The sequence below is a fragment of the Pseudomonas sp. TH49 genome (assembly GCF_016650625.1).
Lineage (GTDB): Bacteria > Pseudomonadota > Gammaproteobacteria > Pseudomonadales > Pseudomonadaceae > Aquipseudomonas > Aquipseudomonas fluorescens_H.
The window spans coordinates 2,496,520-2,510,124 of the sequence record NZ_JAEKFL010000002.1; the positions used below are offsets into that span (position 1 = coordinate 2,496,520).

The window sequence follows — 13,605 nt, forward strand, 5'->3', positions numbered from 1 at the left end:
TGTGCAGGCCCAGCGCCTTTGAGGGAGGACATGCTAAAGAACCGCCCTTATGCCATCAATGAGGATCTCAGTTGCCCCCGCATTTTTGCGCCGTGTGCAAATCGGAACGCCCTCGCAATGACAGCAATAATGCTGCCACCGACAATACGATCAATACCGCACCGTAAGCATCCGTGGTCGCCAACAAACCAAAGATGCGGGTCAGATACCCTACGAGCAACGCCGGCAAACAGAACGCCAGATAACTCAGCGCGTAGTACGCCGACATCAAACCGGCCCGTTCATGCGGCAGGGCCAACGGCACCAGGCTGCGCACCGCGCCGAGGAAACCCGAACCAAAGCCACAACCGGCGACCAGCGTGCCGAGGAAAAACAGCCCCAGACTGGCGCTGTGCACGCCGAGCAGAATCAGCAGCACCCCGATCGGCAGCAGACTGGCGCCCAGTTGCAGGGCGCGGGTCGCAGGCCGATTGCGCAACGTGAAAATCATCAGCGCGCCCGTCACCGTCAGCGCCGAGACGGTCGCACCGCCGATCAGGTTGGAAGTCGACCCGGTGGCGGTGCGCACCAGCGACGGCGCCAGCGAGGCAAAGAAGCCGCCGAGGGCCCAGGTTGCGGTGTTCAGCGGCAGCACACGCCACAAGGTCGAACGCGCCTGAACCGGCACATGCAGGGTCGGCCGCAGCGAAGCCCAGGCCCCGGCTTGCGGGGTGACGCTTTCCGGCAGACGCCAGACATACATCGCCTGCAACACAAACAGTGCCAGCAGCAACCAGTAAGTCAGTTGCAACGGCGCCGGAGCGAACTCGGCCAGCAAGCCACAGCCCATGCTGCCCACCGCCATGCCGAGCAAAGGTGCGACGCTGTTGATCAACGGCCCCTGCTGGCGGTCGGTGTCGAGCAGCGTCGCGCTCAGAACAGCGGTGGCCATGCCGGTGGCAAAACCTTGCAGCACGCGGGCGCTGATCAGCCAGGCGACGCTGTCGGCGTGGATGAACAGCAGCATCGCCAGGGCATTGAGCAGCACCGCGGTGAAGATCACCGGTTTGCGCCCCAGATGATCGGACAACGAACCGACCGTCAGCAGCGCCGCCAGCAGGCTTAAGGCATACACGCCGAAAATCAGGGTCAGCACTGCTGCCGAGAAGTGCAGTTGATCCTGATACAGGTGATACAGCGGCGTCGGCGCCGTGGAGGCGGCGAGAAAACTCAACAAGGTGATCGCCAGAAAAATCAGGCTGCCACGGTTGGAAGCAAGGCTGGTCATGGGCACACTCCGCAAAAGCTAATTTTTTGCTTTTGCGGAGTGTGCTCTTGGCTTTGGCTTAAAGCAAATTCTTTGTGTTAAGGTCTGGCGCATGGCTATTAAAGAAGGTTTACGCCCCGGCGGCCGCAGTGCCCGGGTGCAAGAGTCGATTCATTCGGCAGTCCGCGCGCTTCTGCAAGAACAGGAGCGCAGCACCGTGACCGTCCCGCAAATCGCTGCGCGGGCCGGGGTCACGCCCTCGACGATCTATCGGCGCTGGGGCGATCTGACGGCGTTGCTGGCGGACGTCGCCCTCGCCCGCATGCGCCCCGACAGCGAACCGGCCGTGACCGGTGACCTGCGCGGTGATATCCGCGCCTGGGCCGAGCAGTATCTGGACGAAATGAGTTCGGAGCCGGGGCGCAACATGATGCGCGACGTGCAGGCCAGCGCCACGCCGGGGTATTGCGTGACGATCATTGGCGCGCAGTTGCAGACCATCATCGAGCGTCATCCCGACGAGCCGGCGCCGAGCGTTGATCGGTTGATCAATCTGGTGGTGGCGCCGGTGGTGTTCCGGATTCTGTTTGCGGCGGCGGCGCTGGAGGTGGATGAACTGCATCGATTGATCGATATGGCGTTGAAACAGGACTGACGCTATCGCGAGCAGGCTCACTCCTACAATTGGAATGCGTTCCACCTGTAGGAGTGAGCCTGCTCGCGAAGAGGCCCGACCAGTCACCTCAGAACCACCCGGTTTCAAACCTGCGACACCCCGCCACGCCACGACCTTGGTCGACACTGACTAACCGCCGCACTCATGCGAGACTGTCCGCCCGGGCAGGACTGCCGGGGAGTCTTCTGTCGGGAGTGTTGCATGTCGTTGTCCACCGGGCTGATCGCCGCCGTCGCCCTCGCCTATATGGCCATCATGTTCGCCATCGCCTTCTACGGCGACCGTCGCAGCGCGCCATTGCCGCCGCGGATGCGCGCGTGGGTGTACAGCCTGTCGCTGGCGGTTTATTGCACCAGTTGGACGTTCTTCGGCGCGGTCGGTCAGGCGGCCGAACAGCTGTGGTCATTCCTGCCGATCTACCTCGGGCCGATCCTGCTGCTGCTGGGCGCACCGTGGGTTCTACAGAAAATGGTGATGATCAGCAAACAGGAGAACATCACCTCGATTGCCGACTTCATCGCCGCGCGCTACGGCAAATCGCAATCGCTGGCGGTGGTCGTTGCGCTGATCTGTCTGGTCGGCGTCCTGCCTTATATCGCTCTGCAACTCAAAGGCATCGTCCTTGGTGTGAACCTGCTGATCGGCGCCGGTGCCGACGCCATGGGCACCCGCGCCCAGGACACCGCACTGATCGTGTCGCTGGTACTGGCGCTGTTCACCATCGTCTTCGGTACGCGCAACCTCGACGCCACCGAGCACCACCGGGGCATGGTGCTGGCGATTGCGTTTGAATCGCTGGTCAAGCTGTTCGCCTTTCTCGCCGTCGGCGCGTTCGTGACCTACGGGCTGTACGACGGTTTTGACGACCTGTTCAATCAGGCGATGCTCGCACCGCGCCTCGAGGAGTACTGGAAGGAAACGATTAACTGGCCGTCGATGGTAGTGCAGACCGGGGTGGCGATGATGGCGATCATCTGCCTGCCACGGCAGTTTCACGTCACGGTGGTGGAGAACATCGACCCGCAGGATCTGCGTCTGGCCAAGTGGGTGTTCCCGGCCTATCTGGCGCTGGCCGCGCTGTTCGTGGTGCCGATCGCCCTCGCCGGGCAGATGATGCTGCCGAGTCACGTGCTTCCGGATTCGTTCGTGATCAGCCTGCCGTTGGCCCAGGCCCATCCGGCCCTGGCGTTGCTGGCGTTCATCGGCGGTGCGTCGGCGGCCACCGGCATGGTGATCGTAGCCAGCGTGGCGCTGTCGACCATGGTCTCCAACGACATGCTGTTGCCGTGGCTACTGCGGCGTAATAACGCCGAGCGCCCGTTCGAGGTGTTCCGCCAGTGGATGCTCTCGGTACGCCGGGTGAGCATCGTGCTGATTCTGCTGCTGGCCTACGTCAGCTACCGCTTGCTCGGCTCCACCGCGAGCCTGGCGACCATCGGCCAGATCGCCTTCGCCGCTGTCACCCAACTGGCCCCGGCGATGCTCGGCGCGCTGTACTGGAAACAGGCCAACCGCCGTGGGGTGTTCGCCGGTCTCGCGGCGGGCACGTTCCTCTGGTTTTACACATTGATCCTGCCGATTGCCGCCCACAGCCTCGGCTGGTCGCTGAGCACTTTTCCCGGTCTGGCGTGGCTGCACAGCAACCCGCTGAACCTGCCGATCACCCCGCTGACGCAAGGCGTGGTGCTGTCGCTGGCGGGCAACTTCACGTTGTTCGCCTGGGTCTCGGTGCTGTCGCGCACGCGGGTTTCGGAGCACTGGCAGGCCGGGCGCTTTATCGGTCAGGAAATCAGCGCGCGGCCGAGTGCGCGTTCGATGCTGGCGGTGCAGATCGATGATTTGCTGCAACTGGCGGCGCGCTTTGTCGGCGAAGAACGTGCGCGGCAGAGCTTCATTCGTTTTGCCTACCGCCAGGGCAAAGGCTTCAACCCGAACCAGAACGCCGATGGCGAATGGATCGCCCACACCGAACGCTTGCTGGCCGGCGTGCTCGGTGCTTCTTCGACGCGCGCCGTAGTAAAAGCCGCCATCGAAGGTCGGGAAATGCAACTGGAGGACGTCGTCCGTATCGCTGACGAAGCCTCGGAAGTCCTGCAGTTCAACCGCGCCTTGCTGCAAGGTGCGATCGAGAACATCACCCAGGGCATCAGCGTGGTCGACCAGTCGCTGAAACTGGTGGCATGGAACCGCCGCTATCTGGAGCTGTTCAACTACCCGGATGGCTTGATCAGCGTCGGCCGGCCGATTGCCGACATCATTCGCTACAACGCCGAACGTGGCTTGTGCGGCCCCGGCGAGGCGGAAGTCCACGTCGCCCGACGCCTGCACTGGATGCGTCAGGGCCGCGCGCACACTTCCGAACGTTTGTTCCCCAACGGCCGGGTGATCGAGCTGATCGGCAACCCGATGCCTGGTGGCGGTTTCGTCATGAGTTTCACTGACATTACCGCGTTCCGCGAAGCCGAGCAGGCGCTGACCGAGGCCAACGAAGGCCTGGAACAACGGGTCAGCGAGCGCACGCAGGAGCTGTCGCAACTCAACGTCGCACTGACCGAAGCCAAGGGCCATGCCGAGGCGGCGAACCAGTCGAAAACCCGCTTCCTCGCCGCTGTCAGCCATGACCTGATGCAGCCGTTGAACGCCGCTCGCTTGTTCTCTGCCGCCCTCTCCCATCAGGACGACGGCTTGAGCAGCGAGGCGCAGAAACTGGTGCAACACCTCGACAGTTCGCTGCGTTCGGCAGAAGACCTGATCAGCGACCTGCTGGATATATCCCGCCTGGAAAACGGCAAGATCAACCCCGATCCCAAGCCGTTCGCGCTCAATGAGCTGTTCGATACACTCGGCGCCGAATTCAAGGCGCTGGCGCAGGAACAAGGCCTGAAGTTCCGCGTGCGCGGCAGCCAGTTGCGCATCGACAGCGACATCAAGCTGCTGCGACGGATTCTGCAGAACTTCCTCACCAACGCCTTCCGCTATGCCAAGGGCCCGGTGCTGCTGGGCGTGCGTCGGCGTGATGGCGAGCTGTGTCTGGAAGTGTGGGATCGCGGGCCGGGAATTCCGGAAGACAAACAACAAGTGATTTTCGAGGAATTCAAACGCCTCGACAGCCATCAGACCCGCGCCGAAAAAGGCCTCGGTCTGGGCCTGGCGATTGCCGACGGTTTGTGTCGCGTGCTCGGCCATACCCTGCGCGTACGTTCGTGGCCGGGGCGCGGTAGTGTGTTCAGTGTCAGTGTGCCGCTGGCCCGGGCGCAATCGCTGCCACAGAAAACTGCGGTGGAGTTGAACGGCAAGCTGCTCAGCGGCGCGCAGGTGCTGTGCATCGACAATGAAGACAGCATTCTGATTGGCATGAACAGCCTGCTGACCCGTTGGGGCTGTCAGGTGTGGACGGCGCGCAATCGCGAGGAATGCGCGGCGTTGCTGAACGAGGGTGTGCGACCGCAACTGGCACTGGTCGACTATCACCTCGATCACGGCGATACCGGGACCGAGCTGATGGCGTGGTTGCGCACGACGCTGGGTGAGCCGGTACCGGGCGTGGTGATCAGCGCCGATGGGCGACCGGAGACGGTGGCGCAGGTGCATGCGGCGGGGCTGGATTATCTGGCGAAACCGGTGAAACCGGCGGCGTTGCGGGCGTTGTTGAGTCGGTATGTGCCGTTGTAACCGTTCGACTTGAGTGTTGCAGCGCTACCGCTGACGCCTTCGCGAGCAAGCCCGCTCCCACCTTGGGAATGCATTCACTGTGGGAGCGAGCCTGCTCGCGAAGCTCTTCGGGTTATTCCGGGAGTTCGACCAGCCCATCGACATCGGTCATCGCCCGCTCCAGCAGATCCGCCGGCAAACTCTTGCTGGCCCGCGCGCCGAGCAATTTGAGCTGCTCACTGCGGCTGACCAGGTTACCGCGCCCTTCCGTGAGTTTGTTGCGCGCCGAGCTGTAAGCCTTGTCCAGCTGTTGCAGGCGATTGCCGACTTCGTCCAGATCCTGAATGAACAGCACGAATTTGTCGTACAGCCAACCGGCTCGCTCGGCGATTTCCCGCGCGTTCTGGCTCTGCCGCTCCTGCTTCCACAGGCTGTCGATCACCCGCAGCGTCGCCAACAACGTGGTCGGGCTGACGATCACGATATTGCGGTCGAACGCCTCCTGAAACAGCGTCGGCTCAGCTTGCAAGGCGGCGGAAAATGCCGCTTCGATCGGCACGAACAGCAAGACGAAATCGAGGCTGTGCAGACCTTCCAGACGTTTGTAGTCCTTACCTGCGAGGCCTTTGACATGGCTGCGCAGCGACAGCACGTGCTGCTTGATCGCGATCTGGCCGAGGGTGTCGTCTTCAGCGGCAACGTACTGCTGATACGCCGTCAGGCTGACCTTGGAGTCGACCACCACCTGCTTGTCGCCCGGCAGGTAAATGATCACGTCCGGCTGGAAGCGCTCGCCATCCGGCCCCTTGAGGTTGACCTGGGTTTGGTACTCGCGGCCCTTCTCCAGACCCGCGTGTTCGAGCACCCGCTCAAGAATCAGCTCACCCCAGTTGCCCTGGGTCTTCTGGCCTTTGAGGGCGCGGGTCAGGTTGGTCGCTTCGTCACTCAGGCGCAGGTTCAATTGCTGCAGACGCTCCAGCTCCTTGGCCAGCGAGAAGCGCTCGCGAGCCTCGGCCTGATAGCTCTCTTCCACGCGTTTTTCGAAGGACTGGATGCGCTCTTTCAGCGGATCGAGCAACTGGCCGAGACGCTGCTGACTGGTCTCGGCAAAGCGCTGTTCACGCTCATCGAAGATTTTCCCGGCGAGCTCGGCGAACTGCGCGCGCAGCTCATCGCGCGAGCCTTGCAGGTCGTTGAGGCGTTGCTGATGGCTTTCCTGTTGCTCGCGCAATTCGGCGTTGAGCGACGCGGCCTGCGCGTCGAGGCGACGCAATTCGGCTTCTTTGTTGGCGCGCTCGATGTTCCAGGCGTGCGAAGCGTCACGGGCGTCATCACGTTCGATCTGCAGCAGCTCGACTTCGCGGCGCAGTGCAGCCAGTTCAGCCTGCTTGGCGGCATTGGCCTGGCCGAGGTCGACGATTTCATCGCGGCTTGCCTCAAGCTGGGCGTTGAGCCCGTCCTGCGCCAGTTGCGCCATGGTCAGACGCTCTTCGAGCAAGGCGACCTCGGCTTGCCGGTCGCTGGCCCGCCGTTGCAGTTGCCAGGCCAGCGCCAGCAGCGGCAGTCCCGCGCCCGCCAGCCCCAGCAACACGCTGGTCAAGTCCATAGCCATAGCCACTCCTGCCGATCCGATAAAGCCTGAAGGTTAACCAAGGCGTGGGACGTTGGACAGCTCAGTCTTCGAGCAGACCGAGTTCCTGTTGTGCACGACGGTCACCGGCGCGGGCGGCCTGACGCAACAGATCCTGACCGATGCGCCGATCCCGGGCATTGCCGCACTCGCGGCACATCAACTGACCGAGACGACTTTGCGCCGCAACCACGCCTTCGCGTGCCGGTTGCTTGAGCAGACGCCCCGCCAGATGCTTGGCATTGCGGCTATCGCCCAGACGCGGGCTGTCGAGCAGCCATTCGGCCACACGCACGGAAAATCGCTTGGGAGAGGTAACACGAGGGTGTTCGGAGGTAACAGAGCCTGATACTGAGCGAAACTTCATAAAACACTGTGGGACAGATCGGAGGGCGCGCCACTCTACTCTCTTTTTCGTACAGGTAAAGTCAAAAAAAACCCGGCACGCCCGTGCTAGAGCAAGCGCTAGGGACAATCCACAGAAGCTGTGGATAACTCAGTGGACAACCGCTCCCGAACTCGCGCAAAGCCTTGTGGAATGGGGCCCGCAGTCAAACTGACGATTTTTTCACCAACAAAAAAAGACGATATTTTTCATTGACTTAAACTTTTGATGCAGGCAGCTACCGGGGTCAGGATTGATATGACAGTGAGGTTACGGTCTGCGCAACTAATGTGCACAAGTACCTGTTACCCGGTTATATCGATGCGCTTTTTCGGGTCGTTTTGCTTCTCGGGCTGGGGATAAGCGGGTTGGTGATGGGGATGGCTGCACGCTTTTGTGGCGACCGGCGGTTGATCAGGGTGATCCCTTCGCGAGCAGGCTCGCTCCCACACTGGATGGTGTTTCCCATGTGGGAGCGAGCCTGCTCGCGAAGAAGCGGGACACCACCTCAATGCTTGGCGACTCACGAAATCTTTTTTACGACGGGGTTTGCATTGCCCAAGACGTTCCGTTACTATCCGCGGCGTTAGTACCAAGCTGAAAGTCAATTCCGGTCGAACACATCCCCACGGTCAACCTTCTTCCAAGAAGCCCTTCACCGAAAAAAGCGGGAACGACCCCTCGATGGTTTCCAGGTAAATCTTGCGCCGACACTGCCTTTGAATGAATGCAAAGGGTGTTGCGAAGACCACTTACTCTGACCGAACCAGCCTGCAAATTGATCAGGATCTTCACCCCGGGCCCAGAACCTTTGCCCTTGATGTGTTGCCTGTCCTCCTAAGTACCTACCTGCCAGCCCAAGCGCGCCAACTTAATAGCGCTTCAAACTGGCTGCTTTGTTCCAGTCGGGTTCTTTGTTCGACCAACGGTGGTCGACATTACTGGAACGTTTTAACGTTGCACGGTTCTTATCCGTGTCATTTGTAGGAACACCTAATAACTATGTCTACTCAAATCCATACTCAGGATGCCATTCGCACCCTAACCAACGCTTTTGCCCCAATGAACTGCCTGATCATGGCCGCTCGCAAAGGCTGCTTCAGCTTCACCGTGGTCAATGAACACGGGATCGCTCGCCACAGCGAGCGTCTGTACCCCGATCAATACTCCAGCGCCGAACCGCTGCAGGCCGTGATCGATCGTACACGTCAGGCCCTGATTGCCTGAGAGCCGAAAAGGCTGCAAAAGCAAAAGCCCCGCACAAAATGCGGGGCTTTTTATTGCCCGATGTTTCGCTTTTAGCCCTTCGCGCCTAAGCACCATCGGATATAACGCTTTTGGCTCGCGGCTGGAAATATTTTAAAAACAGGCCTTTACGTCGCGAATATGACACTACACTTCAACTCAAGCGGCTTGATCCGCTTTCGGCGAGCCTGATTCGATCCACCGCTGCCAAGGCCCCTTCAGGTATCGCCGCCCAATTACAAGAATCGAGGGCATTATGGGTATCGCTGCCAGCGAACTGTGCCGCTATGTGATCCGTCCCACACTGATCTATCTGGGACGCCACTGCGCAACCGCCGAATCCCTGCTACTGGGGATCGCCGCCAGCCAATCCGCCCTCGGCTCCGCCCTGCATGACCGCCGTGGCCACGGCCTCTACCGGATTGCCGAGCACCGCCATCAGGCTCTCTGGGACCATTACCTGGCACTCGATCCGGAACGCGCAAGCCTGGTTCGCGGCCTCGCCAGCCAACATGCTTTTTTGAGCGGCCCGCACCTCGAACTGACCGTCAACCTGCGTTACGCCACCGCCATTGCCTGGCTGTTGGTCGAAGAACAAAACACTCAGCTCCCCGACGCCGATGACCTGCTGGGCATGGCGCGAATCTGGCGCCAGACCTTCCAGCCCCAAGGCCGCCTGCGCGACTTTACTTACGCCTGGCACACCTGTGTTTCACCTGTGAATCAGGTCGCATGTTGACCCTGCAGTTTCCAAAGATCGGCCAACAGGTCAGGATTCTGGTCGGATTGTCCTACAAAACCGCTCTAACTCAGGCTATACGGACTATAGCGCTGGAACGAAAATGTTGGTAATTTTCGCCCCGGTGATCACCAGGAGTTCTAATAATGAAAAAAGTAATGCTCAAAACCACCATTAGCCTCGCCGTTTCCTTGGCATCCACCCAGATCTTCGCAGCTGGCTTTGCCATCAACGAACACAGCATCAGCGGCATGGGCACTGGTTATGCCGGGCGATCTTCTTCTGCCGACGACGCAAGCACTGTTTACGGTAACCCTGCCGGCATGTCGCGCCTCACAAGCGAACAAGTCACTGGCGGCGTTGCATTCCTCGATGCCAAAACCGATATCAAAGACGCCAGCTCCAGCCCGAACGGCGGCAGCAACAAAGGCGACATGGTGCCCTTCACCTCCGTACCTATGGGCTTCTACGTCAAACCGATCGACGAGCATTGGGCATTCGGCCTCGGCGTGTACGTGCCGTTCGGCCTGATTACCGACTACGAAAAAGGCTTTGCCGGCCGTTACTTCGGCAGCAAGTCCGAAGTCCAGGTCATCACCTTCCAGCCGACTGTCAGCTACAAGTTCAACGACGTGGTGTCGGTAGGTTTCGGTCCGACCATCAACCGCATCGACGGCACGCTGGAATCCAACCTGTCGATTACCCAGGCTGCGCCGGACGGCAAGGTCAAGATCAAGGGTGACGACACTGCGCTGGGCTACAACATCGGCGTACTGGTTCAGGCCACTGACACCACCCGTCTGGGTCTGACGTACCACTCGAAAGTCGACTACAAGCTCGAAGGCAACACCAAGGTCAACTACGGCGTGCTGGGCGCTATCGGTCTGGGTGCCGAGCAGAAGTACGACGCTTCGCTGAAGATCACCACGCCTGAATCTGTGGACTTCTCGGTTACTCAAGCGATCAACGACCGCTGGAACGTCTACGCCGGTTCCACCTGGACGCGCTGGAGCCAGCTGAAAAAGATCACCGTTGAAAACTCGGGCGTGCAGCCGCTGCTGGCCGGTCAGTTTGGCGAGATCACCGAAGAGCAGAACTGGCATGACTCCTGGGCTTACGCCGTGGGTACTTCGTACCAGTTGAACAAGGAATGGGTACTGCGTACCGGTCTGACCTTCGACCAGTCGCCGACCAACAACGTCGACCGTTCGCCGCGTATCCCTACTGGCGACCGGACCATTTTCAGCATCGGTGCCGGCTGGAGCCCAACCGAAGCGCTGACCATCGACGTGGCCTACTCGTACTTGAAGGAAGAAGCGATCAAAGTCCACAACGAAAACGATCGTGGCCAGACCTACGACGCCAAGTATGAAAACTCGGCAAACGGTTTCGGTGTCGGCGCGACCTATCGCTTCTGATGCTGCACGGCGAGGCTAACCCCTCGCCCATTGAAAAGCCCCGCTCTCTTTGCAGAAAGCGGGGCTTTTTTGTGCCTGTTCAGACACCACAAAAAGCGTGTGTTATCAGTTGAGAGGTTTTGAGGCAATGGCCTTTTCAACCGCCGCAATAAACTCCGGATCATCGGGTTTGGTCAGGCTGGAGAAATTCGCGATCACCTTGCCCTGACGATCAATCACGTACTTGTAGAAATTCCACTTCGGCGCGCTGCTCTGCTCGGCCAGCACCTTGAACAGATGAGTAGCGTCGTCGCCACGGACTTTCTGCGGTTCGGTCATGGTGAAGGTCACGCCGTAATTGGCGTAGCAGACCTTGGCGGTTTCGGCGCTGTCCTTGGACTCCTGCTTGAAGTCGTTGGACGGTACGCCGAGCATTTCCAGGCCTTGCGCCTTGTAGTGCTGATTGAGCGCCTCGAGGCCCTCGAACTGCGGGGCGAAGCCACAGAAACTGGCGGTATTGACCACCACCAGCGGTTTGCCAGCGTAACGCTGGCACAGATCGACGGATTCCTTGGCGCGCAACTTGGGCAACGAACCTTGCAGCGCCTCCGGACAATCAGCGGCCTGGGCCAGTCCGGTCAACGCCATCAACAACGCGGGTACAGCACACCAGCGCATGAACATGTCGGGCATCCTTGATGCGGTTATCAGACATCGACGTTACTCGCCCTCCAAGCCTACAAGCAAGCGGCCATGCCCAACTGCATCAACGCCAGCCCGCCCTGATGCCAGCCCCACCACACCAGCGCCAGCAACAGCGCGCCGAGTGCGATGAAGGCGATTCGCGGCCAGGAACGCTTCATACGGCGCCGACAGCCGGTTGCAGACGCGCCACGGGACGCTCGCGCACTGGCCAGTTCAGCGCAGCCGCCAGCAGGCTCAAGAGAATCGCCACTTGCCAGATCAAGTCATAACTCCCGGTACGGTCATACACCACCCCACCCAGCCAGCCGCCGAGGAACGAGCCGAGCTGATGGAACAGGAACACGATACCGCCGAGCATGGACAGGTTACGCACGCCAAACAAGGTCGCCACCGTACCGTTGGTCAATGGCACCGTCGACAGCCACAGGAAGCCCATGGCCATGCCGAACAGGTACGCCGAGGTCGTCGTCACCGGCAGCCACAGAAACAGTACGATCACCACCGCCCGTAACAGGTACAACGCCGTCAGCAGACGCGGCTTGGACATGCGCCCGCCGAGCCAGCCGGCAGTGTAAGTGCCGAAGATATTGAACAGTCCGATCAGCGCCAGCACCGTAGTGCCAACCGTGGCGGGCAGATGCTGATCAACCAGATAGGCCGGCAAATGCACGCCAATGAACACCACCTGAAAACCGCAGACGAAAAAGCCGAACGCCAACAACCAGAAACCCGAGTGCGAGCAGGCCTCACGTAACGCTTCGGACAGGGTTTGCTCGTGGCCCAGCACCGGCAACGGCTTGTCCTTGAGCATGCTCACCAGCGGCACGATCAGCGCCACCAGCAGGCCAAGCACCAGCAGCGCCGCCGACCAGCCGAGCCAGCCGATCAAACCCAGCGTGCCCGGCAACATCGCAAACTGGCCGAACGAACCGGCAGCACTGGCGATGCCCATGCCCATGCTGCGTTTTTCCGGCGGCACGGCACGCCCAACCACACCGAGAATCACCGAGAACGAGGTGCCAGACAGGCCGATACCGATCAACAGACCGGCACTCAGCGACAGGGTCAGCGCCGAATCGGACAAGCCCATACACACCAGGCCCGCGGCATACAGCACGCCGCCGACCAACACCACTTTCGCCGCACCGAAACGGTCAGCCAGCGCGCCCGTGAACGGCTGCGCCAGGCCCCAGATCAGGTTCTGCAGGGCGATGGCGAAGGCGAACACTTCGCGCCCCCAGCCGAACTGCGCACTCATCGGCGACAGGAACAGACCGAAGCCGTGCCGCACGCCCAATGACAACGCCAGAATCAGCGCACTTCCCAGCAACACCCAACCGCACGTACGCCACATCGATGTCATTGTTATTCTCCGTTCGCGGGTATATACCCGCTTAAAACCGGAAAAACCGGCCTTCAGGCCAGTTCGTCCAACAGTCGCAGCAAGGTTTCACGCTTCTCGGCGCCCAGCCGATCGATCAATCGCTGTTGCGCCGCTTCCCAGGCCGGCAGGGCCGCCGCAAGGCGCTGTGCACCGGTTTCGGTGAGCCGGACGATGCGATTACGCATGTCCTCGCCCTCGGCCAGCGCCACCAGCCCTTCGCCTTCGAGCACCCGCAGGTTGCGCCCCAGGGTGCTGCGATCCAGGCCCATGGCTTCGGCCAGTTCCGAGATGCTCGGTTGATCCAGACGCTGCAGGTTGCACAGCAAAGAATACTGGGCAACGTTGATCCCGAAGCCGTCGAGAGCGCCGTCGTAATGCCTGCTGACGCCACGAGCGGCGCGACGCAGGTTGGTGCACAAACACTGAGAAGGAAGCATGATGCGTGTATATACCCGCGACTGTGTTAAATCAAGTTACACATGTTTTTTCAGTAGTAGTGCCGGTGTTGGACAGACCGCTATCGCGAGCAGGCTCACTCCTACAAATT

The 13,605-nt window shown here is 60.7% G+C and carries 12 protein-coding genes; 5 read left to right on the forward strand and 7 right to left on the reverse strand.

The genetic code is table 11. From position 1 onward, the window contains the following. Positions 1-67 precede the first annotated feature (67 nt). Complete coding sequence (locus JFU48_RS28290) at positions 68-1,267, reverse strand: MFS transporter (protein ID WP_201138349.1); 1,200 nt, start codon at positions 1,265-1,267, stop codon at positions 68-70. Positions 1,268-1,358: 91 nt separating this feature from the next. Here JFU48_RS28290 and JFU48_RS28295 point away from each other — a divergent pair, with 91 nt between their 5' ends. Beyond that, positions 1,359-1,901, forward strand: coding sequence for a TetR/AcrR family transcriptional regulator (locus tag JFU48_RS28295; protein WP_003223085.1), 543 nt, complete (start codon positions 1,359-1,361; stop codon positions 1,899-1,901). Between the two features lie 222 nt (positions 1,902-2,123). After that, positions 2,124-5,594: a hybrid sensor histidine kinase/response regulator gene (locus JFU48_RS28300; RefSeq protein WP_103486112.1), complete on the forward strand. Its 3,471-nt coding sequence runs from the start codon at positions 2,124-2,126 to the stop codon at positions 5,592-5,594. 112 nt (positions 5,595-5,706) lie between these two features. Here the strand turns inward: JFU48_RS28300 and rmuC are convergent, their stop codons facing one another. Together rmuC and JFU48_RS28310 are read right to left on the reverse strand one after the other, a co-directional pair. Next, positions 5,707-7,071, reverse strand: coding sequence for a DNA recombination protein RmuC (gene rmuC, locus JFU48_RS28305; RefSeq protein WP_201138550.1), 1,365 nt, complete (start codon positions 7,069-7,071; stop codon positions 5,707-5,709). A gap of 175 nt (positions 7,072-7,246) precedes the next feature. Beyond that, positions 7,247-7,570 (reverse strand): hypothetical protein, encoded by a 324-nt coding sequence (locus JFU48_RS28310; protein ID WP_080593230.1) that lies wholly within the window; start codon positions 7,568-7,570, stop codon positions 7,247-7,249. 1,020 nt (positions 7,571-8,590) lie between these two features. Between JFU48_RS28310 and JFU48_RS28315 the strand changes: the two genes are divergently transcribed. The 3 genes from JFU48_RS28315 (at position 8,591) to JFU48_RS28325 (ending at position 10,990) form a co-directional block, all read left to right on the forward strand. Beyond that, positions 8,591-8,815, forward strand: coding sequence for a hypothetical protein (locus tag JFU48_RS28315; RefSeq protein ID WP_003223079.1), 225 nt, complete (start codon positions 8,591-8,593; stop codon positions 8,813-8,815). Positions 8,816-9,089: 274 nt separating this feature from the next. Next, positions 9,090-9,572, forward strand: a complete 483-nt coding sequence (locus JFU48_RS28320) for a hypothetical protein (protein ID WP_003223077.1) — start codon at positions 9,090-9,092, stop codon at positions 9,570-9,572. A gap of 146 nt (positions 9,573-9,718) precedes the next feature. After that, entirely contained in the window at positions 9,719-10,990 is a 1,272-nt protein-coding gene (locus tag JFU48_RS28325; protein WP_201138350.1) for an OmpP1/FadL family transporter, read from the forward strand. Positions 10,991-11,095: 105 nt separating this feature from the next. On the opposite strand, the gene JFU48_RS28330 is transcribed toward JFU48_RS28325, so the two are convergent. From JFU48_RS28330 to JFU48_RS28340, 4 genes are read right to left on the reverse strand one after another with little or no spacing between them, the layout of a single operon-like run. Continuing rightward, the gene (locus JFU48_RS28330) at positions 11,096-11,653 is read right to left on the reverse strand and encodes a glutathione peroxidase (RefSeq protein ID WP_003223074.1); all 558 of its coding nucleotides are present in this window, start codon (positions 11,651-11,653) and stop codon (positions 11,096-11,098) included. Positions 11,654-11,706: 53 nt separating this feature from the next. Then, positions 11,707-11,832, reverse strand: a complete 126-nt coding sequence (locus JFU48_RS30245; RefSeq protein ID WP_274610515.1) for a hypothetical protein — start codon at positions 11,830-11,832, stop codon at positions 11,707-11,709. Beyond that, entirely contained in the window at positions 11,829-13,037 is a 1,209-nt protein-coding gene (locus JFU48_RS28335; protein WP_103486115.1) for an MFS transporter, read from the reverse strand. Before JFU48_RS28335 ends, JFU48_RS30245 begins: the two co-directional genes overlap by 4 nt. A 53-nt stretch (positions 13,038-13,090) precedes the next feature. Further along, positions 13,091-13,495 carry a MarR family winged helix-turn-helix transcriptional regulator gene (locus tag JFU48_RS28340; protein ID WP_007950413.1) on the reverse strand — a complete coding sequence of 135 codons (405 nt, stop codon included), beginning with the start codon at positions 13,493-13,495 and terminating at the stop codon, positions 13,091-13,093. Between the last annotated feature and the right edge of the window lie 110 nt (positions 13,496-13,605).

Bases quoted from the DNA above. Each gene is read 5' to 3' on its own strand.
- JFU48_RS28290 (WP_201138349.1), bottom strand. From the start codon at position 1,267: ATGACCAGCCTTGCTTCCAACCGTGGCAGCCTGATTTTTCTGGCGATC.
- JFU48_RS28295 (WP_003223085.1), top strand. From the start codon at position 1,359: ATGGCTATTAAAGAAGGTTTACGCCCCGGCGGCCGCAGTGCCCGGGTG.
- JFU48_RS28300 (WP_103486112.1), top strand. From the start codon at position 2,124: ATGTCGTTGTCCACCGGGCTGATCGCCGCCGTCGCCCTCGCCTATATG.
- JFU48_RS28310 (WP_080593230.1), bottom strand. From the start codon at position 7,570: ATGAAGTTTCGCTCAGTATCAGGCTCTGTTACCTCCGAACACCCTCGT.
- JFU48_RS28315 (WP_003223079.1), top strand. From the start codon at position 8,591: ATGTCTACTCAAATCCATACTCAGGATGCCATTCGCACCCTAACCAAC.
- JFU48_RS28320 (WP_003223077.1), top strand. From the start codon at position 9,090: ATGGGTATCGCTGCCAGCGAACTGTGCCGCTATGTGATCCGTCCCACA.
- JFU48_RS28325 (WP_201138350.1), top strand. From the start codon at position 9,719: ATGAAAAAAGTAATGCTCAAAACCACCATTAGCCTCGCCGTTTCCTTG.
- JFU48_RS28330 (WP_003223074.1), bottom strand. From the start codon at position 11,653: ATGTTCATGCGCTGGTGTGCTGTACCCGCGTTGTTGATGGCGTTGACC.
- JFU48_RS30245 (WP_274610515.1), bottom strand. From the start codon at position 11,832: ATGAAGCGTTCCTGGCCGCGAATCGCCTTCATCGCACTCGGCGCGCTG.
- JFU48_RS28335 (WP_103486115.1), bottom strand. From the start codon at position 13,037: ATGACATCGATGTGGCGTACGTGCGGTTGGGTGTTGCTGGGAAGTGCG.
- JFU48_RS28340 (WP_007950413.1), bottom strand. From the start codon at position 13,495: ATGCTTCCTTCTCAGTGTTTGTGCACCAACCTGCGTCGCGCCGCTCGT.